This is a genomic window from Viridibacterium curvum (assembly GCF_039544165.1).
Taxonomy (GTDB): Bacteria; Pseudomonadota; Gammaproteobacteria; order Burkholderiales; family Rhodocyclaceae; genus Viridibacterium; species Viridibacterium curvum.
The window spans coordinates 60357-80434 of sequence record NZ_BAABLD010000010.1 but is presented as its reverse complement, the minus strand read 5'-3'; the positions used below and the strand labels follow the sequence as shown (position 1 = coordinate 80434).

Below are 20078 nucleotides of genomic sequence, written 5' to 3'. Positions count from 1 at the left end.
ATGAGCTTGCAGCAACCCCTTGGCCCCGTGATGTGTGATGTGGTGGGCCACAGCCTGAGCGATGCCGAGCGCGAAATCCTGCAGCATCCGCTCGTCGGCGGCGTCATCCTCTTTACGCGCAATTACGACAATCCCGATCAGCTCGCTGCGCTGTGCGCCGAGATTCACGCACTGCGCAATCCTGCATTGATCATTGCCGTCGACCACGAAGGCGGGCGCGTGCAGCGCTTCCGCAGCGGCTTCACGAGACTGCCGGCGATGCGTCGCATCGGCGAGGTCTGGCAGCTCGACGCGCAGCATGCGCGTTATCTCGCACAGGATACGGGCTACGTGCTGGCCGCCGAATTGCTGGCGCAAGGAGTGGATCTCTCCTTCACGCCCGTGCTTGACCTGGACTATGGTCACAGCAGCGTGATCGGTGACCGTTCGTTTCACCGCGATCCGCAGGTTTCAGCCGAGCTGGCCTATGCGCTATCGCTGGGTCTGCGCGAGGCTGGCATGGGCTCGGTCGGCAAACATTTTCCCGGCCATGGTTTTGCCGAGGCCGATTCGCACGTGGCAATGCCGACGGATTCGCGCGAATTCGACGAGATCTGGCGCGAAGACATCGTGCCTTATCGACATGAACTGAAGCTGGTGCTCAGCGGCGTGATGCCGGCCCACGTGGTGTACGAGAATGTGGATCCCAATCCGGCGGGCTTTTCGCGCTTCTGGCTGCAGGATGTACTGAGAAGCCGCATCGGCTTCAATGGCGTCATCTTCAGCGATGACCTCACCATGGAAGGCGCCACAGTCGTCGGTGACATCGTTGCACGTGCCGATGCGGCGCATGCTGCAGGTTGCGACATGGTTCTGGTGTGTAACCGCCCCGACCTGACTCACGATCTGCTGTCTCGCTGGCAGCCGCAGGTGTCGGCGGAATCCGCCGCGCGCATTGACCGGCTGCGGCCGACTGCGCGCATGCACCCTGAAACCCTGCCGGTGGAACCTCGCTACCAGCAAGCCTGGCACAGCCTGCAGCAGCTCACTGCAACGTGAAGTTGTAGCTGAAGCTGCGCGTACTGCCATTCACGACCACGTTGCTGATCGTGACTGTATAGGTCACACCTGTCGTCAGGCCGCTCACTTTCCACTGCAGGTTGTTGGCGAGGCCGTAGCCCGCGTAGTCCGCGCTCTGTTCGCTGATCGTCAGTGTCGTGTTGTCGGGCCGTGCAACCGTGATGGTGGCGCCGGCAAAACTCACCTGCCCACTGCCATTGGCATTCGCATTGGTCTTGCTGGCAACGACCGAGAACGACAAGAACCAGCTGGTCGAGAACTCGCTCGCCGGGTAGTTGCCGTACGGATAGGCGACGAAGTCATTGCTCATGCTGACGCTGCTGGCTGCGCCGCCGATCACCTTCAGTACGGATGACATGTATTTGTTGCTGGTGCCACTCGGCTGACCATCGACGCGGCCGTAGGTCGTAGTGGCGAGGAAGGGATAGAGCACCCAGCGGCGGTGGCCCAGCGAACTCACGTTGTCGTCGATGAGGTAGCCGACTATGGCATCGCTGCTGGCGATGTTCTGTGTCGTGCTGCCGCTGGTCCAGGAGAGATGGAGGTTGCTGCTGCCGGCCAGAGACGCCGCGTTTGCGGTATAGCAGAGCCCGCCGCTGCTGGGGCTGTGCGTCAGTGCCTTGTTGGCGACCATGTACATGGCGGCTTCTGCCGCGCCGGCGTCGAAGCTGCTGTCGTAGCTCACGGCTGCGAGACCATGGCGTGCGCGTACTGCGTTGAGCTTGTTCAGTACGGCCGTGCGTTCACTGTCTTTCAGTTGACCCGGGCTGCACGTTGCTACGTCTGGCTGTGTGAGATACAGGCCGGAAGAGACGCTGCTGCCCGCTGAGCTGGCTGACGAAACAGCTGACGAAACAGCTGACGAAACGGCTGACGAAACGGCTGAGGAGCTCGTCGATGAAGCGACGCTGGCGCTGGAGGACTTGCTGGACGAGGCGCTGCTACTGCTGCTGCTCGTAACGCTGGCGGTACTCGATTGGCTGCTGGCCTTGCTGCTGCTCGCGCTGGATGATGCGCCGGTCGAGCCCGTGCTGCTCCCACCTCCACCGCCGCCTCCGCCACAGGCACACAGAGCGCACAGGAGCAGGGCGGGCAGATGATGGATCAGGCCGGAGGCGAGGTGTTTCAGTGGTTGGGGCATGGCGGAGGGTCCGGGAGCGGTACGGCAGAGTTGGCGCATTCTGCGGCAGGCGCTACGCAGGACCGCAGGATTTCCGCCGGTCTGCGATGGATGCGCGGGAGCGTCCGTGACTGTGCGCCGTGAAGGACGCCCGGCGGTACACTGCGCGGCATGAATGACAGTTCAAGCGATCAGCCCGGCAAGCCAGCCGCGGACGTGCCGGCAGGGCAGGCCGATGCGTTACCCGTCTTCGATGCGAAGAGCTTCCTGCGCGGTTTGCCGGAAAGCCCCGGCGTCTATCGCATGATCGGCGCTGATGACGAGGTGCTCTACGTCGGCAAGGCCAAGCTGCTCAAGCGGCGGGTGTCGAGCTACTTCCAGAAGAATCATCCCAGTCCGCGCATTGCGATGATGGTGTCGAAGATTGTTCGCGTAGACATCACCGTCGTGCGGTCCGAGGCCGAGGCGCTGATTCTCGAGAACAACCTCATCAAGACGCTCAAGCCGCGCTACAACATCCTCTTTCGCGACGACAAGAGCTACCCCTACATTGCCATCTCGGGTGACGAATCACCGCGTCTGTTCTACTACCGCGGCGCTTTCGAGAAAGGTGTGCGCTACTTCGGCCCCTATCCCTCGGGTTGGGCTGCGCGCGAGAGCGTGCAGTTGCTGCAGCGCCTGTTCCTGCTGCGCACCTGCGAAGACCCGGTTTTCAACAACCGTTCGAGGCCGTGCCTGTTGCACCAGATCAAGCGCTGTTCCGCGCCCTGTGTGGATGTGATCGACAAGGAAAGCTATGCGCGCGATGTGAAGGTGGCAACGCTGTTCCTGGAGGGCAAGCATTCTGACGTGATCGACAACCTGACTGCGCGCATGCAATCGGCATCCGAGCGCTTTGCTTTCGAAGAAGCGGCCGTTTTCCGGGATCAGATCCGCGCGTTGCAGACGGTGTTGCACAAGCAGTTTGTCGACTCCGGCAAGGACGAAGACGTCGATGTGCTGGTGGCGCTGGAGACGGGCGGCATGGTGTGTGTGAACCTCGCCATGGTGCGTGGTGGGCGTCATCTGGGTGACCGGCCGCAGTTCCCGAATGGCAGCGAAGGCTTGTCGGCGACGGATGCGCTGCTGGCTTTTCTCGAACAGCATTACCGTGACCACCCGGCGCCCGCCAAGATCGTGCTCGAAGGTCTGTCGACCGAGCTGGCTCGGAGCGTGCTCGACGAAGTGCTGGAACGCACGCCCATCATCACTGCAGCGCGCTACCAGGGTGAGAAGGCCTGGGTAGAGATGGCGCTGCTCAACGCCAATCTGGCTATCGAGACGCGTCAGCGTGAAAGTGGCCGTGCCCAGCATCAGCTGGAAGCCTTGCGTGTGGCACTGGGCATCGACGAGGCGCCGCGTCGCATCGAATGCTTCGATATCAGCCACACGCAGGGCGAGGCAACTGTTGCCTCGTGTGTGGTGTGGGAAGGCGAGGGCATGAAGAAGTCCGAGTACCGACGTTTCAACATCGCGGGCATCACGGGGGGCGACGACTACGCGGCGATGCGCCAGGCGCTGACGAGACGCTATGAAAAGGTTGCGGCGGGTGAGGGCGTGCGACCCGACTTGATCCTCATTGACGGGGGCAAGGGGCAGATCGGTGTGGCCTGGGAAGTGCTGACCGAACTGGGGCTGGAAAGCATCGCCATGGTGGGTGTGGCCAAGGGTGAAGAACGCAAGGCGGGGCTTGAGCAGCTGATTTATCCGGATGGTCGTCCGCCGCTGGCTCTGGGCGGTGAGCACCCTGCGTTGCACCTGATCCAGGTCGTGCGTGATGAGGCCCACCGTTTCGCGATTACGGGTATGCGGGCGCGGCGGAGCAAGACACGCCTGACCTCGAAGCTCGAAGACATTCCCGGTGTGGGCCCTACCCGACGCAAGAAGCTCATCGAAGCGTTTGGCGGGCTGGCGGGTGTAAAAGAGGCGACTGTCGAAGATTTGTGCCGCGTCGAGGGGATCAATCGTAAAATCGCCGAACAGATCTACAACGCACTGCGCGGTTAGCGCGGCCTGACATGTTCAGCAACGTCCCCCTCCTGCTCACCTGGGCCCGCATCCTGCTCATCCCCGTCGTCATCGGCGTGTTCTACCTGCCGGAGGATGTGCTCAGTCGCGAGCACCAGAACATCGTGGCCTGCGTCGTCTTCGTCGTTGCGGCGCTGACTGACTGGCTTGACGGTTACCTTGCACGCAGCTGGCAGCAGACCTCGGCTTTCGGGGCTTTCCTGGATCCGGTGGCCGACAAGCTGATGGTGTCTGCCGCACTCGTCGCGCTGCTGCGACTCGATCGCTGCGACGAGTTTCTTGCCTTCATCATCATCGGTCGCGAAATCACCATCTCCGCACTGCGTGAATGGATGGCCAAGGTGGGTGAGGACAAAAGCGTTGCGGTGAGCTTCGTCGGCAAGCTCAAGACGGCTGCGCAGATGACGGCCATTCCCATGCTGCTGTTCCATAACGACCTGTTCGGTTTGCCCATCCACGCCATGGGTACGGTGCTGATCATCATCGCGGCCATCCTGACCGTCTGGTCCATGGTCTATTACCTGCGCCGTGCAGCACCTGCCTTACGCAAGCGCGTCTGAGCGCGCGTAGCGCACGACGGGCTTGACAAATGTCGATGCTGCATTAAAATGCGCGACTCTCATGCGGGAGTAGCTCAGTTGGTAGAGCGCAACCTTGCCAAGGTTGAGGTCGCGAGTTCGAGACTCGTCTCCCGCTCCAGATTCCAAGGGAAAGCGCCGCTTTCCCTTTTTAGTTGAATAGGTTTGAAGCAGGGCGCGGTAGCAAAGCGGTTATGCACCGGATTGCAAATCCGTGTAGGTCGGTTCGACTCCGGCCCGCGCCTCCAGGTTTGAAGCAGTAAAGGTTTTGCGGGAGTAGCTCAGTTGGTAGAGCGCAACCTTGCCAAGGTTGAGGTCGCGAGTTCGAGACTCGTCTCCCGCTCCAGATGAAAGGGTGAATCGCAAGATTCACCCTTTTTGTTTTTCGGGCTTGTGCTGCTTACGCCGCAACGCAGCTTGAATCCCCGGAGTGCTCCGGCTATGTTGCCGGGGGCCGTCAGTCCTGACGGCATGAGTGGTATGCAGCATGTTGAGTCGAGCACATTTCACTGAAGCCGGCGATCTGACCGGTTTGCCGGGGAACTGGTATGAGGGCGGTGTAGTCTGGCCAGACTACACCGGCGCGGGCCTGTTCAATCTGGCGGTTTCGCTGGCGCGCAGCTGCGGCGTGCCTTTGCCCGATTCCTACCTGGATCTGCTTTTGCCGGACGGCTCCCGCGCCTCGTCCGTATGGCATGCCCACGACACGCTGGTGTTCTTCCTCATTGATGGTCTCGGCGATGACTTCCTGTTTCGTAACCGCGGCATCGCGCCGAATCTGTGGCGTGATCGCGTCGGGGCTCTGAGCTCGGTCTTCCCCACGACCACGGCGACCGCCATCACTACCTTGATGACGGCGCAGCCGGCCGCAGTGCATGGTCTGCTGGGTTGGTTCGTGCGTGACGAGCAGAGCCAGAGCATCGTGGCGCCGCTGCCGATGCGCCACCGTGGCGGCGCGCTCGTTTCCGACGAAGCCTTGCTGGCGCGCATTCTCAGCACGCCGCCGATGCTGGAGCACGCCACGCGCGCCACGCGCTTCGTTACCTTACCGGATCTGGCGGGCGGACCTTATAGCCTGCACCATCGTCAGGATGCGAGCGTGCATGCTTACGACACGCTGGATAGCCTGGCCTGGAGTGTCTTCCGTGCGGCGCATGAGCTTGATGCGGCGGGTACCGGGCGTGGCCGCTTCGTTTATGCCTATACGCCCCTGCTGGATGCTTGCGGGCACGATTTCGGCATGGAGTCCGAACAGTCGTGTCACATGCTGGCGATGATTGATCAGGTCTACGGAAAGATGCGTGAGTTGTTGCCCGATGCAGCCTTCGTCGTGTCGGCTGATCATGGCTTTATCGATAACCCGGTTGATCGCCAGATCGTGTTGTCGGATCACCCCGAGATTTATCGCATGCTTCGCGGCCCGCTGACGGGTGAGCAGCGCGTGGCGTACTGCCATGTGAAGCCAGAGTTCCAGGCCAGTTTCGGTCAGCGGGTGGCTGATCGTTTTGGCGACTACTTGTTCGCGATGCCGGCCGCGCTGGCCTTCGACGCCGGCCTGTTCGGTCCTGGCTCGGGTGCCGAGGCCTTGCTGCGTGGCGGTGACTGGCTTTTGATTCCGCGTGATGACTGGACCGTTGCAGATCGTTTGCCGGGCGAAGGCGGTTACCGCATGATCGGCGTGCATGGTGGCATGTCTGCCGGTGAAATGCGGGTGCCGCTGATTCTGGCCTGAGGGGCGCTGCTCCGACTTTCCTGTCACGTGCCTGCAACAGGATTGTCAGCGTGACGTCATCCAGCCTGCCTATGCTTCAAGCGTCAATGATGCTTGCGCAGGGAGCTGGTGATGAAATTCAAACCCGTGTTGCCCGGAGTCCTGAACCCTGCGGGGTGGAAGTGGCGTCAGCGCCGCGCCCAGAAGCGCGCACGCCGCGCGGCTGCCATCCGCCTGGATGGCCTGTTTCCCTTGAGTTTTGTACCCGAGTCGTCGGTCAGCCGCCGCACGATTTGAGCCTGCGGATGCGGGCCAGGTGAAGACTTAGTGCAAGTCTTCCTTGGCGACGGGGAGCGGTAGCACGCCGATGCCTTCTTCCAGAAGGCTGTCGATGTCCTGATGGGTCATGGTGCCGCGCAGGGGCCGATCTTCGGCATCGCCGTGGTGGATGCGCAGGACTTCGAGCGTGAATTCACCGCCCACGTCTTCAGCGTCGGCCGCCTGATCTTCCAGTTTCTGAACAAGCGTGCGCAACAGGGCCTTGGCGTTGCTGAGCTCCTGCGCCGTGGTATCGGGTGCGCGGTCGGTGCTGCGACGGCCCACGAACGGGGCTGAGGGCAAGCGTTCGATCTTGTTCGCATCACACACCGGGCAGCGGATCTGGCCTGCTGCCTGCTGGCTTTCAAGCGATTCGTTGGAGGCGAACCAGCCTTCGAAACGGTGCTTGTATTCGCAAATGAGGTCGACGACGATCACGGTAAGTCCCGATTGCCAGCCAGCTGGCTTCCCAAACAAAGGAGCGGAAGATAGCATGGCGCGCCTATGCTGTCCCCGTCGAGACTGTCTGCCCCGCTTTTGTTGCTGGCGCCCATGGAAGGGCTGCTTGACGAAATCCTGCGCGACGTTCTGACACGCAACACATTTTTTGCGGCAACGGGTTCATCCGCTTACGACTGGGCGGTCACTGAGTTCATCCGGGTTTCGGGCAGTTTGTTGCCGGCGCGTTGTTTTACGCGGATTGCGCCCGAGCTGCACAATGCTTCGCGGACCCGTTCCGGTGTCAAGGTGCGGGTCCAGTTGCTCGGTTCGGATCCAACCTGCATGGCGGACAACGCGTATCGCCTTGCTGCGCTTGGGCCTGCAGGCATTGACCTCAATTTCGGGTGCCCTGCACCGACGGTGAATCGTCACCGTGGCGGCGCCGTGCTACTGGATGAACCGGAGCTGCTCTACCAGATCGCCCGCGAAGTCAGTGCTGCCGTGGGCGGCCGCATGCCCTTTACCGCCAAGATGCGTCTCGGCGTGCAGGACAAGCTGCGCGCCGTCGAGGCCGCGCAGGCCTTGGCCGAGGGCGGCGCGGAAATGTTGGTGGTACATGCTCGTACCAAGGCCGAGGGTTACAAGCCGCCAGCGCATTGGCCCTGGATTGCGCGCGTGGCCGAGGGGGTGCCGATCCCGGTCGTGGCCAACGGCGAAATCTGGAACCTTGGGGATTACCGGCGTTGCCAGGCAGAGAGTGGCATGCAGGATGTGATGATCGGGCGTGGCGCGGTTGCGGACCCCTTTCTGGCGGCGCATATCCGCAACGCGACGGCTGGTCACGAAAGCCGCGACCTGGATGCTGAGTGGCAGGCTTTGCAGCCGGTCCTGGTTGATTTCTGGCAGGCCGTGCAGCGCAAGGTGGAGCCACGTCATGCGCCTGGCCGCCTCAAGCAGTGGCTCAACCTGCTGCAGCGGACTTATCCGCAGGCCGGGCAGCTGTTTCTGCAAGTGCGCCCGTTGCGAACAATTGCGGAAGTTGATCCGCTGCTGAAGACTGCGGCCTGAGTAAAGATGTACGCCAATTCCCGAGAAATCAGCACGGCGCAGACCGGGCCGCATGAGCGCCTGGTCGAACTGGTACAGCGCCACCGTGACGCGCCGTTCCGCAAGCCGGTGACCGTGCCTAGCCAGCAGGCTTTCGACGAGGCCCTGGCGCGTTGGGATGGTCGTGCGCCGATCTTGCTGGATGCCGGTTGTGGTGTGGGCTGGAGCAGCTTGCGTCTGGCGCGTGAAAACCCCGAGCACTTCGTGCTGGGGGTGGATCAGTCAGCGGATCGCCTGGCGCGCGGCAAGCCCGGCGAGATGCCGGACAACCTGGTTTTCGCGCGTGCCGATCTGGTCGACTTCTGGCGTTTGTTGCATGCGGCGGGCATTCGTCTTGATCAGCACTGGCTGCTCTACCCGAACCCCTGGCCGAAGATCGGTCAGCTGCACAAGCGCTGGCACGGCAGCCCGGTTTTCCCGACGCTGCTGGCGCTGGGCGGTACCCTGGAATGCCGTAGCAACTGGCGCATCTATATCGAGGAACTGGCGCTGGCGATCGGTGTGCTGACTGGGCGGGCGCCAGATCCGGAGGCATTTGAAGCGCCGGATCCGCTTACGCCGTTCGAGCGAAAGTACCGCGATTCCGGACAGGCGCTGTATCGACTGCGCACACAGATCGCCTGAGTCGTGAAGGCGTCGTTCAGGCGCCGACTATCGCGGTCTGGATCTGCGTGATGACCGGATCGATCTCTCCGATCTGCACGGCGATGGCGCTGAAGTTGTCGCTGTTGGTCGCCATGTTGAGTTCGATGCGACGCGCCATGCTGTTGAGCCATTCGGCAACGGACGACGAGTCTTCGAGCATGGCTTCCATGACGCGTTCTTCGAGCAGCTCCCACCAGCCATCGCTGCAGATCAGCAGCACGTCACCATCGATTAGTTGTACTGGAGGGCCGGAGACGCTGATCGTCAGCTCGTCGGCATTGCCGATGGCGGCCGTCAGCAGGCTGCGATGAGGATGCGCGCGGATGATGCTGGTGTCACCGTAGCCGGCGTCGATGAATTGCTGCACCACGCTGTGGTCACGCGTCTGAAAGACGACACGGCGTTCGCGGAACAGATATACCCGCGTATCGCCGACGTGACCCCAGGCGGCCGTGAGCGTTTGCGAATCGATCAGCAGCACCGTGGCCGTGGCGTGCATGTTGTCGCCTTCTGGGTGGGCTGCCTTGTGTGACATGACGGCGTTCTGCGCGGCTTCCAGCAGGGCGGCTGCGGTCTCGCTGGTAGCGGGCAGTTGCGCCACGAAATTGTCGAGGATGGTGCGTACGACCATCTGCGAAGCGACATCGCCACTGCCGTGGCCGCCGGCACCGTCCGAGACAATCCAGCAGCAGCTCTGCTCGCTGGTCTGGTAGCCGCACGAATCCTCGTTGCGGGCACGACGGCCGGGGTGGCTCAGTTGGGCGGTCTGGATAGTGGCGGACATGAGGCTCAGGGGGCTTCGGATGGGGGCGGCGCTGTACGGGCTGCGTACAGTCTGGCGCATTCCTCCTGCAAAGTCCGCAGGAAGAGCGTCTGGAAAACGACGGAATTGACAGTTTCCATCGCGCCGTGTTCTGTCAGCCGGTCAATGCACTTCTGCAGTGTGAATTGCAGCAGGCGACCGACGCCCTGCATGCAATCGGGATCGAGCGCATGCGGCAGGGTTTCGAAACTACCCAGTGCGAGCCCTTTGCACAGCGCTGCCGCGAGCTGGGGGGCTGTCGGTGTCGCCGGCGCAGCGGGTGGTGAGGCTACAGGCTCGGCTGCGGGCGGTTCGACAGGTTCCAGATCCATCGCCGTTACGATGGTCGATACGCCGTCGAACTCGAAATCGCCATCCAGTTCGATATGCAGGCTGGCGTCGCTGTCGGCGTGATGATCATTGGCGACGACTTCAACCGGGGAGGGCGGTGCGGGCGGCGTGACCTGCCCTTCGGCGCCACCAATGACCTTGGCGCGCATCTTGTAGTCACCCATCTCGATGATGTCGCCGTCATAGATGGGTTTGCTGTTGCCGCGGCCGACACGCAGGCCGTTAACCAGAGAGGGATTGCCGCCGTTGTCGTTGAGCACGAAGTGGTCGCCGTCGAAAGCGATACGCGCTTGCACCCGCGATAGCACGCGTGACTCGTCGCGCAGTACCAGCTGGTTTTCGTCCTCGCGGCCGATGCTGCCGCCGCTCTCGTCAAAGATGTAAGCCTGATTGACGACTGGGGCACCACCGCAGAACTGGATCACCGAGATGCGAATGAGCATGGTGTCTGCTGCGTCAGCTGTTGGCCCTCACTGGCCGAGCAGCTTGTCCAGATCCTGGTTGAGGCGCTTCATGTACTCGCGCTCGGCGTCGCTGCGGCTGCGGTCCTGCTTGCTGGGCGGCTGCTCGGTCTTGCCTTTCTGTGTCGGAGCAGGTGCGGGCGCTGGCGCAGCCGGCCGGGTCGGGGCCGGAGTGGGGGCTGGCGTCGGAACGGGCGCCGGGCTCGGTGTGGGGGCAGGTGTCGGTGTCGGTGCAGGGGCGGCCACTTCGCTGATCGTGGTCTGGAAAGCCTCGAAGCGATCTGTGCAGTCAGCCTTGCCGCTGCAGTCTACGTCGCCAATCAGGCTGCCCAGCCCGCTGGAGGCGAGGGTTTGCTCAAGATCCTTGCGCGACGTCGTACTGAATTCACCTGTTGCCGTGAACGGAGATTTGCTGCTTTCGCGCTTCTTTTCAGAGATCAGCGCGAGAAGCTTCCAGTTGCCGACCGGGGGCGTGGCCGTAAAACTCCAGGGCTTGGCCAGCTTGCTGCGCGGCACTTCGAATTTCTGGTTCGCGGCAATCGCGTTGTCGCCATCAGCGCTGTTCGGGAATAGCCGATAGACCTTGTCCTCGGCTTCATCGAACAGATAGAGGTAGAGGAAGCCGGCACGTTTGGCTTGCAGGCTGAGGCTCAGCGCGCCACCGGGCAGGTTGACGGTGGCAGGGGCATCGACGCTGAGGCCGAAGCTGAGGTCCGAGGCCTTGATCGTGCCATCCATGGCGGCGGTCAGGGTGTTGAAGCGCAAGGGGGCGGGTGCAGCAGCCGACGTGCTGGCATTTGCCGTGACAGCCGCGCTCTCTACAGGGGTGGCCATCTTCGTCTTGTAGTACCAGGCACCGCCGAATGCGGCCACGGTCACTACGGCGCCAAGCGCAATCAGCGGCATCGCGCTCTTCTTGCGAGGAGCTTCGTCATCATCATGGGTGATTGCCGGGGCTGCGGCTTTCGGCGGCGCCTTCTTGGCTGGCGCCTTGGCCGGCGCGGGGGGCGTCATCGGTGCGGGCGCAGAGCCGTCGAAGCCGATGGCTTCGCGCATGGCGGCGATGGACTGCGGGCGGTCTTCGAGCTTGACGTTGAGGCAGCGATCGATGCCTTGCAGGAAGCGGTCGCTGTACTTGCCAGCGGCAGCGCTCAGTGCCAGCGGTTCGTAAGCGTCCTGCATCATGCGGCCGACCGATGGGGGCGGCTTCTGGCCAAGGATGGTGAAGTAGACCGAGGCGCCGAGGGCGTAGATGTCAGTCCACGGGCCCTGTTTCATTCCGGGCATTTCGGCGTACTGCTCGATGGGCGCGTAGCCCGGCTTGAGGATCACCGTCAGGGCCTGCGTCATGTCACTGATGACGCGGCGGGCGGCGCCGAAGTCGAGCAGGATGGGGCGGTCGCCCGCCAGCAGCATGATGTTGTCAGGGGCGATGTCGCGGTGGAAGATCTGGTCGTTGTGAATGGCTTCCAGTGCGTCCATCACGGGCGACAGCACCTTGCGGATCCAGGCTTCGTCCGGCGGCGTGTTGCGCTCGGCAAGCGCGTCCTTGAGCGTTTTGCCTTCAAGGAAGGGCATGGCCATGTAGGCGGTGCCGTTGGCTTCCCAGAAGCGGTAGACCTTGATCAGGGCGGGGTGGTCGTACTGGGCGAGGATGCGCGCTTCGTTCACGAAGCTGCGCAGGCCGATGCCGAAAGTTTCACGCTGCTTCTCGGAGCGTACGCTGACCTGGGCGTTTTCTGAGCGCGAGGCCAGCGCCGAGGGCATGTATTCCTTGAGTGCGACCCGGCGGTGCAGGGAATGATCCTGTGCGAGGTAGACGATGCCGAAGCCGCCTTCACCGATGAGGTCAAGGATCTCGAATTCGCCCAGCTGGGTACCGATAGGCAGGGAGTTCTGCGAACCCTGGTGACCGCGCGGGGCGGCTGCGCTGCTCAGAATGACGGTATTGTTGTCTTGTGGGTTGGCCACCAGGCGTCCTCGCTGACGTGTGTCCTGACTTGTTGATCCGGATTTTCGTCGGGGTGCGCGCGTTTGCGCGTCAGACAGCCATCAGAGCCATCAATCCCGTTTAAACCCGGACTTTATCTGGTCAGGCACTACCGCAGCAAGCACGGCCGCACCTTGGGGCGCATGCCTGTGGGGCTGCTCAAGAGCGTTCGCAGGCCGATACGAACCACTTGCGGATGTCGGTGGCCGGGATCACGCGGCCGACGTATTTGTCGATGTTGGGGTCGAGTGTGCAGGCCTTGAGCTCAGCGCCACTGCAGTTGTAGATAAGCTGGATCGTCAGCGCCTGCCCGCGACAGTCGTACTTGATGCCGATCTTGCGGGCGTTGCTGGCGTCGCCGGTGCGCAGCCATGAGAAGACGTTTCCCTCGGCCAGTTCCGAGTTGGCATCAACTTCGAAGTTGACTTCGCGACCCTTGGCATCCTTGTCGGACGACATCAGTTGCCATTTGTGCCGGAACAATCGGTCATCCATGATCTCACGGCTCACCCGGCTGGCGCAGTCGCTGAGATTCTGGCGCTGGCACTCGCGCACCTCCTTGCTGATCATGGGGATGGCCAATAGCTTGGAGATCTCGGGCGGGTTGCTCGCTGCTTGCGGGGTGGTGGTCCCGGGTGCAATCGGTCGGGCAGGTGTCGGCGGTTGGGCGGCCGCTGTTTCAGCCGCCGCATTCGTTTGTTTGGCCAGTTGCTCGACAGCAACCGTCGAGGCGCTCAGGGTGGGCGTGAAGTAAAGCTTGCCGTTCTCGCTCTGACGGTCGTTTTCGAATTCACCTTCCCAGTAGTCGCCGTTGGCCCATGTATAGCGGCCCATGCCGACCTTCTTGCCGCCTTGCCACAGGCCTTTGTACACGTCACCGCTTTTCCATGTGTAAGTGCCTTGACCATGTGCCTGACCGAACTCGAACTGCCCCTCGTAGCGATCGCCCGAGCTTGCGAAGGCGCGTGAGCCCTGGCCGTGTGGCTGTCCATTGCGGACCTCGCCCTCGTACCGATCACCATTGGCCGAGATGAAGACCCCGCGCCCCTGAGGCATGCCTTCTTGCCACTGGCCGTCGTAGATCAGGCCGTTGGCCCACTCGAACTTGCCCTTGCCGTGCCGCACGCCGGCTTTCCACTGGCCGACGTAGCGGTCGCCATTGGCGTCTCGCGAGCTGCCTTCGATGTCGGGCTGCCCGGCGCTGAAACGACCTTCGTAGCGGTCGCCATTCTTTGTGATGCGCACACCCTTGCCGTTCGGCAGGCCATTGGTGACCTCGCCTTCGTAGCGGTCGCCATTGGGGAAGAGGATATTGGCGAGACCTTCCTGGCGGTCATCGCGCCAGTCGCCGTCGTAGACCTGGCCGCTCTTCCAGCTGAACTTGCCCCGCCCGTTGCGTTTGCCATCGACCAGGTTGCCGATGAAGCGGTCACCGTTGTCCCACTGGATATCCACTGGGCCCGTGATGGCACCAGTCGTGGGGTGCAGCACGAAGCTGCCCGAGATGGTCGAGTCGCCCACACGGATGGACTTGCTGACGCCCGGTGTCGCGGCGACGGGGGCGGTGCTGTTGGTGACGCCCATGACCTGCTGGCCGGGAACCCGATCCGCAGCCAGCGTTTGACCGCACCAGAAGGTGATTAGTACGGCGAAAAGGCTACCGGTAGAGCAGCTGAGAAAGCGTTGTTCCATGTAGGCGGGGGGGCGATCAGAGCCTTCGGCGGGCTGACCTTGCAGGAAAGCGGAGGCCTGCGTGAGATTGCCGGCAGCGCGGAAAATTCCGTGAAGCGGCGCAGGCCGGTTCTGGCGAAGTCCGTCGCGAGATCGCATTGTGTTGACACCTGTTATTTATCGTCAGCAAACCCGGTGTGGTTGAGGCCACGTGTCCTGTCGGTTTGCCATTGGTCCGCACGCTCCCACGTGCTTGTTCATTCTAGCCCGGAAGCCGCGCGCGGGGCCCCATTCCGGTGCCCTGACAACGGCTTGCTCATTACCCGGTCAAGTGTTGGTTTGGCTTGAGTTGACGCCTGTGCAGAAAGTCACGCAAAGGGTGTGTCAACTACCCCGAGGGGTACGTCGGGAAAATACTTATGTAGGGCAGAATCAACGCTCTACTAAAACCGGTTGTCATGGAGCAGAGTCATGAAAATGAAATTTTTTGCAGCGGCGGTATTGGCGGTCTCCACCGGCTTGGCGCAAGCCGAGCAGGTGAGTTTTGTCTTCAACTACACGGATGCAGCCGGTTTTGGATTCAACGATGCCGCGCTGGGCGCACAGCGTCGAGCTGCGGTGGAGCTGGCTGGACAATACTGGGGCAGTTTGCTGCAAGCCAGTTACGCTGGGGAAACCATCAACCTGGGCATGAGCTTCAATGCAAACAGCACCAGTCTGAACCCCTTGTCCGCATCGAGTCTCACTACGACCTATGCCAATGCAGCGATGGACAACAAGGGGTTGGCGAACGTCCAGTACGTAGCGCCGCTGGCCGAGCATCTGGCTGGCCGCAATCTGAACGGTACGGCGATGGACTACAACCTCGTGTTCAACCCGAACGTGAATACCTATCTGGGACTGGACGGGAATCCGGGCGCCAACCAGTACGATTTTTTCAGCTACAGCCTGCGAGCCATCGCCCGCACGCTGGGTGTGGTCACACGTTTCGATCGTTCCGCCTCTGCAACGCAAGGCGCCTACTTTCAGCAGTACGACCCCGCCAGCAATAGCTACAAGATGATGCCGGGCATCTACGACACTTTCCTGGTTGACGGTACGGGCAAGACTCTGACCAGCATGACTAACGCCCAGCGTCTGGCAGCGGTGACGACCGGCGACGTGTTCTGGTCAGGTGCGAACGCAAATGGTCAAAACGGTGGTGTTCCGCTTGAGCTCAACGTGATGCCCCTGAATGCAGACGGTACGGTCAATGGCAATGCCCTCATTTATATGGATACCAACAACACCAACAATCTGCTGACCTATCTTGGCATCCAGCCGGGTGAGACTCAGGGCCTGGATGCCCAGACTGCCGGGATAATGAAGGACATGGGCTGGACGCTTTCCGTGCCGCTGCCGGTACCCGAAGCCTCAACCTACGCCATGTTGCTGGCTGGCCTCGGCATGATCGGCTTCATGGCGCGCCGTCGCAGCGCTTGAGCCGTTACCGCTTCGCCAAGGAAACCCGGCTTCGCGCCGGGTTTTTCGTTGGGGCCGGGCAGACCTGCCATAATCCGCCGCAGTTTTTGCCCCGCTGTGAGTATTCATGTTGCCCAACGAGCACGACGAACCTGATCTGTTCGGTGACGAGCCCGTCGCCGTAGTCCCCACACCCGCAGCGCCCGCCGAGCCGCCTCCGCCGCCCGCCGCGCCGACGCTGGCCGAGCTGCCGGACGACCACCTGCCCATCGCGGCCTTCGCCGAGCGCGCCTATCTCGCCTACGCCATGAGTGTGGTGCGAGGCCGTGCCTTGCCGCAGGTGGAAGACGGCATGAAGCCGGTGCAGCGACGCATTCTCTACGCCATGAGCGAGATGCGCCTCGCGCCCGGCGCCAAGCCGGTGAAGTCGGCGCGCGTGGTGGGCGACGTGATCGGTAAGCTGCACCCGCACGGCGATCAGTCGGTGTACGACGCCGCTGTACGTCTGGCGCAGGACTTCTCGCTGCGCTACCCCTTGATTGATGGTCAGGGCAACTTCGGTTCGCGTGACGGCGATGGTGCGGCTGCCATGCGCTACACGGAGATGCGCCTCACACCCATCGCCGATCTGCTGCTGGGCGAGATCAACATGGGCACGGTCGATTTTGTGCCCAACTACGACGGCGCGTTCGAAGAGCCCAAGCTCTTCCCGGCACGCCTGCCCATGTTGCTGCTCAATGGCGCATCCGGCATCGCTGTGGGCATGGCGACCGAGTGCCAGCCGCACAACCTGCGCGAAGTGGCGGCCGCCGCACAACTGCTCATCAAGAAGCCGCACGCCTCGCTGGACGAGATTCGTGCCGTGCTGCCGGGGCCGGATTTCCCCGGTGGCGGGCAGATCATCTCGCCCGACAGTGCGCTGCGTGATGCCTACGAATCGGGCCGCGGCTCGATCCGCATGCGCGCACGCTGGCGCATCGAGCAACTGGCGCGCGGCGCCTGGCGCGTGATCGTCGACGAGTTGCCGCACGGGGTGTCGGCAGCGAAGGTGCTGTCCGAGATCGAAGCGGTCACCAACCCGCAGCCCAAGGCGGGCAAGAAGGAGGTGACGCAGGAAGAGAAGAACACCAAGGCGCTGGTGTTGGGCATGCTCGACACGGCGCGTGACGAGTCGTCAGACAAGGCGCCGGTGCGCATCGTCTTCGAACCCAAGACGCGCACGCAGGAGCCGGACGAATTCATGCGCGTGCTGCTCGCGCACACCAGCCTGGAAGCCTCGGTGCCGCTCAACTTCACGGTCATCGGCCTCAATGGCCGGCCGGCACAGAAAGGCATCCGCGACCTGTTGTGCGAATGGATAGGCCATCGCTTCGTCACGGTTGAACGGCGTACGCAGCATCGTCTTGATCAGGTCGAGCGGCGCATCCACATCCTCGAGGGCCGCCAGATTGCCTGGCTGCACATCGACGAGATCATCAGGCTGATCCGCGAGTCGGACGAACCCAAAGCCGAGCTGATGGCGCGCTTCGGTCTGTCGGACACGCAAGCCGAAGACATCCTCGAAATCCGCCTGCGCCAGTTGGCACGTCTCGAATACATCCAGATCGAGAAGGATCTCGCGACGCTGCGCGACGAACGCGCCGGCCTCGTAGAACTGCTCGAATCGCGTCCGGCGATGACGAAGTTGATCCTCAAGGAAATCAGCGAGGACGCGAAGAAATACGGCGACGACCGTCGCACGCTCATCGAGGCCGCCGTGCCCGTGGCTGCGGTCGAGACCCCGGTGCTTGATGAGCCAGTCACGGTCATCCTGTCGAAGAATGGCTGGGTGCGTACGCGTCAGGGTCACGGCATTGATCCGCAGACGCTCAGCTACAAGCAGGGCGATGCGGCCTTTGCCATCATCGAGTCGCGCACGGCCTGGCCGCTGGTGGTGCTCGATACGCAGGGGCGCGCCTACTCGGTACGCGTGTCTGATCTCCCTGGCGGGCGTGGTGATGGCGTGCCCATCACGACGCTGATCGAACTGCAGAGCGGCGCCCGTGTCGCCCAGGTGCTCTCCGACAACCCGGACACCTACTGGCTGTTCGCCAACTCCGGCAGCTATGGCTTCATTGCCCAGCTCGCCGAGCTGGTCAGCCGCAATCGTGCCGGCAAGACCTTCATGACGATGGAAGACAAGGAGACGGTGCTGGTACCCGCACGTTGCGAAGGCGAGTGGATCGCTGCCGCATCGGGCAATGGTCGCCTGCTGTACTTCCCGCGGGCCGAGCTCAAGGTCATGCCGCGTGGTCGTGGCATGGTCATCATGGGTCTCGACGACAAGGAGGCACTTGCCGCCGTGTGCTGCCCGCCGACCGATGCCGTGCTGATACGTGGTGCAGGCCGTGGCGGCAAGGAGACCGAGTTTGTCGTCAAGGGCGTGGCGCTGGAAGCCTGTCGTGGCAAGCGTGCGCGCAAGGGCGAGACGCTGGCGCCGAAGGTCAAACCGACCGGTCTGTCAGGCGTCTGATGCGGCCTGTCATCGCGGTGCGCCCACCTGCGTTAAACGGTGGAGCATCGCGAGAGGCCCCATGACGCTATCGACCCGACACATCCGCGAAACCTGCCTGGCCATCGCGCTCGGCGGTTTCATTGCGGCAGCTGCCGCAGACGACAATTTCTGCGACGACTTCAATTCGTCGACGCCACCTTTTCGCCCCGGCCAGGTGTGGGAACTGGGTTTCGTCTACGCTGATCGCGAGCCTCCGCCGCCACGCGCCGAGACCGTTCCCTTGGCGCAACCCGGATACCGCTGGGCGGCGGGCTACTGGACCATGCGGCAGTGCCGTTTTGTGTGGATCGCGGGGCGCCTTCTGGTCGACCGGCCGGGCCATGCCTGGCAGGACCCGCAATGGGAGTCCTGGGAGTCTGGCTGGCGCTTGCGACCCGGTATGTGGGTGCGGTGGCAGCCTTCGGTCACCATGCCGGCACAGCGGCTGCTGCGTTGAGGGCGCACTCCGCTTGTCTCCTGCTTGGCGGTGCAGCATGAAAAGAATTGGAGATTGTGTGACGTTTGCCCTAGCATTCGACCCTGCAGTATGGGTGTGCCGCAGGGCATAACGCTGCGACACAACGAGAACAGAAGCAAACAGATTGCTTTTATCCAGGAGACTTCGCATGCATTTTTCAAAGCTTGCCATGGGCCTTGCTGCCCTGGCGTTCATGGGCGCTGCGTCTGCCGCCAACCGCCCCAGTGGCTACGTCACGATTTGTACCGAAAACAAGACCTGCTCGGTGGCAACGAGCACAAATGTGGCTTTCGGCCGTGCCGACAAATTTTTCTACAAGGTGCTGACGGGGAGCTTTGTGTGTAACGAAGCGACCTTTGGCGGTCGTACTGCAGGCGGTGTGAATGAGTGTTCGGTGCCGAGCGGCACGGCGTCCAGCTCGTCTTCCGTGGCCTCATCTTCGTCTTCCAGCAAGTCCAGCTCGTCGTCGTCCGTCGCATCGTCGTCTTCGTCCAGTGTTTCCAGCGCTTCCTCCAGCGTCGCATCATCGACCAGCAGCAGCGGCTCGACGCCAGTTCCGGGCTGGACGGGGCCGGTCAACGTTTGCGAACCCGGCGCGCTGATCCACAACACCACGCTCGATTGCGGCGGTAAGTCGATCGGTCTTTCCTGCGCAGGTAGCAGCGAAACCCAACCGGCCGTGCTGACCCTCATCAACGCGACGGTCAAGAACGTTGTGATCCCCGCAGGGGGCGGTTCGGATGGTATCCACTGCGGCTGGGGTAGCCTTGGCAGCGGTCTGGGCACCAACGTTCAAGGCGGCACCTGCACCCTGGAAAACGTGAAGTGGGTTGAAGTCTGCGAAGACGCAGCCTCGATCGGCAACGGTCAGGTCGGCACCACCATGAACATCAAGGGTGGTACGGCCGCCAACGCGGATGACAAGGTGTTCCAGAACAACGGGATCAACGCCACGCTCAACGTCAACGACTTCACCACCACGGGCTCGATCGGCAAGCTCTCGCGTTCGTGTGGCGATTGCACCGGCAATGGCGGCCCGCGCTTCTTCAACATCAACAACGTGACGATGGAGAAGGTCTCGACCGTGATTGGCGTGAATGGCAACTACGGCGACAAGGCCACGCTGCGCAACATCAAGATCAAGGGTTACAAATCCGGCAGCCCGAAGGTGTGTGTGGAATACGTGGGCGTGCAGAAGGGTAATGGCTCTTCTTCGACGGTTGGCGAAAAGTGGAACACTGCCAACTGTGACGTGAGCCCGTCGGATGTGACGGCTTACTGATCT

General features: G+C 62.5%; 17 protein-coding genes and 3 tRNA genes. 14 read left to right on the top strand and 6 right to left on the bottom strand.

Translation table 11 applies throughout. From position 1 onward, the window contains the following. Positions 1-1038 carry a beta-N-acetylhexosaminidase gene (gene nagZ, locus ABEA02_RS13950; RefSeq protein WP_345533702.1) on the top strand — a complete coding sequence of 346 codons (1038 nt, stop codon included), beginning with the start codon at positions 1-3 and terminating at the stop codon, positions 1036-1038. Here the strand turns inward: nagZ and ABEA02_RS13945 are convergent. Then, positions 1025-2200, bottom strand: a complete 1176-nt coding sequence (locus tag ABEA02_RS13945; RefSeq protein ID WP_345533701.1) for a CAP domain-containing protein — start codon at positions 2198-2200, stop codon at positions 1025-1027. The two genes, nagZ and ABEA02_RS13945, sit on opposite strands and share 14 nt — an antisense overlap. 150 nt (positions 2201-2350) lie before the next feature. Here ABEA02_RS13945 and uvrC point away from each other — a divergent pair, with 150 nt between their 5' ends. The 7 genes from uvrC to ABEA02_RS13910 all read left to right on the top strand — a co-directional run bounded on the left by uvrC (position 2351) and on the right by ABEA02_RS13910 (position 6832). Further along, positions 2351-4225, top strand: a complete 1875-nt coding sequence (uvrC, locus tag ABEA02_RS13940; protein ID WP_345533700.1) for an excinuclease ABC subunit UvrC — start codon at positions 2351-2353, stop codon at positions 4223-4225. Positions 4226-4236: 11 nt separating this feature from the next. Beyond that, a complete protein-coding gene (pgsA, locus tag ABEA02_RS13935; protein WP_345533699.1) occupies positions 4237-4806 on the top strand; it encodes a CDP-diacylglycerol--glycerol-3-phosphate 3-phosphatidyltransferase in 570 nt (189 codons plus the stop codon). A gap of 63 nt (positions 4807-4869) precedes the next feature. Continuing rightward, positions 4870-4945: transfer RNA gene (locus tag ABEA02_RS13930), tRNA-Gly, on the top strand. Positions 4946-4998: 53 nt separating this feature from the next. Then, positions 4999-5072 (top strand) — tRNA-Cys (locus ABEA02_RS13925). A gap of 22 nt (positions 5073-5094) precedes the next feature. Continuing rightward, positions 5095-5170, top strand: a tRNA-Gly gene (locus ABEA02_RS13920). Between the two features lie 141 nt (positions 5171-5311). After that, positions 5312-6556: an alkaline phosphatase family protein gene (locus ABEA02_RS13915; RefSeq protein ID WP_345533698.1), complete on the top strand. Its 1245-nt coding sequence runs from the start codon at positions 5312-5314 to the stop codon at positions 6554-6556. Between the two features lie 111 nt (positions 6557-6667). Then, positions 6668-6832 (top strand): hypothetical protein, encoded by a 165-nt coding sequence (locus ABEA02_RS13910; RefSeq protein ID WP_345533697.1) that lies wholly within the window; start codon positions 6668-6670, stop codon positions 6830-6832. Between the two features lie 27 nt (positions 6833-6859). Here ABEA02_RS13910 and ABEA02_RS13905 read toward each other — a convergent pair whose 3' ends face one another. After that, on the bottom strand, positions 6860-7291 hold the full coding sequence (locus ABEA02_RS13905) for a DUF1178 family protein (protein ID WP_345533696.1): 432 nt from the start codon (positions 7289-7291) through the stop codon (positions 6860-6862). A 66-nt stretch (positions 7292-7357) separates the two neighbouring features. Here ABEA02_RS13905 and ABEA02_RS13900 point away from each other — a divergent pair, with 66 nt between their 5' ends. Together ABEA02_RS13900 and trmB are read left to right on the top strand one after the other, a co-directional pair. After that, positions 7358-8362 carry a tRNA dihydrouridine synthase gene (locus ABEA02_RS13900; RefSeq protein WP_345533695.1) on the top strand — a complete coding sequence of 335 codons (1005 nt, stop codon included), beginning with the start codon at positions 7358-7360 and terminating at the stop codon, positions 8360-8362. Positions 8363-8368: 6 nt separating this feature from the next. After that, positions 8369-9025, top strand: a complete 657-nt coding sequence (gene trmB / locus ABEA02_RS13895) for a tRNA (guanine(46)-N(7))-methyltransferase TrmB (protein WP_345533694.1) — start codon at positions 8369-8371, stop codon at positions 9023-9025. A gap of 16 nt (positions 9026-9041) precedes the next feature. Here trmB and ABEA02_RS13890 read toward each other — a convergent pair whose 3' ends face one another. The 4 genes from ABEA02_RS13890 to ABEA02_RS13875 form a co-directional block, all read right to left on the bottom strand. After that, positions 9042-9830 (bottom strand): PP2C family protein-serine/threonine phosphatase, encoded by a 789-nt coding sequence (locus ABEA02_RS13890; RefSeq protein ID WP_345533693.1) that lies wholly within the window; start codon positions 9828-9830, stop codon positions 9042-9044. A gap of 5 nt (positions 9831-9835) precedes the next feature. Further along, positions 9836-10642, bottom strand: a complete 807-nt coding sequence (locus tag ABEA02_RS13885) for an FHA domain-containing protein (RefSeq protein ID WP_345533692.1) — start codon at positions 10640-10642, stop codon at positions 9836-9838. Positions 10643-10669: 27 nt separating this feature from the next. Further along, positions 10670-12631, bottom strand: a complete 1962-nt coding sequence (locus ABEA02_RS13880) for a protein kinase domain-containing protein (RefSeq protein ID WP_345533691.1) — start codon at positions 12629-12631, stop codon at positions 10670-10672. Between the two features lie 178 nt (positions 12632-12809). Then, on the bottom strand, positions 12810-14480 hold the full coding sequence (locus ABEA02_RS13875; RefSeq protein ID WP_345533690.1) for an MORN repeat-containing protein: 1671 nt from the start codon (positions 14478-14480) through the stop codon (positions 12810-12812). 312 nt (positions 14481-14792) lie between these two features. Between ABEA02_RS13875 and ABEA02_RS13870 the strand changes: the two genes are divergently transcribed. From ABEA02_RS13870 to ABEA02_RS13855, 4 genes are all read left to right on the top strand, one after another. Further along, a complete protein-coding gene (locus ABEA02_RS13870) occupies positions 14793-15803 on the top strand; it encodes a PEP-CTERM sorting domain-containing protein (RefSeq protein ID WP_345533689.1) in 1011 nt (336 codons plus the stop codon). 106 nt (positions 15804-15909) lie between these two features. Next, entirely contained in the window at positions 15910-18294 is a 2385-nt protein-coding gene (gene parC / locus ABEA02_RS13865; protein WP_345533688.1) for a DNA topoisomerase IV subunit A, read from the top strand. A 61-nt stretch (positions 18295-18355) separates the two neighbouring features. Beyond that, the gene (locus ABEA02_RS13860; RefSeq protein ID WP_345533687.1) at positions 18356-18772 is read left to right on the top strand and encodes a hypothetical protein; all 417 of its coding nucleotides are present in this window, start codon (positions 18356-18358) and stop codon (positions 18770-18772) included. Between the two features lie 169 nt (positions 18773-18941). Then, on the top strand, positions 18942-20075 hold the full coding sequence (locus ABEA02_RS13855) for a pectate lyase (RefSeq protein WP_345533686.1): 1134 nt from the start codon (positions 18942-18944) through the stop codon (positions 20073-20075). Positions 20076-20078: the final 3 nt, after the last annotated feature.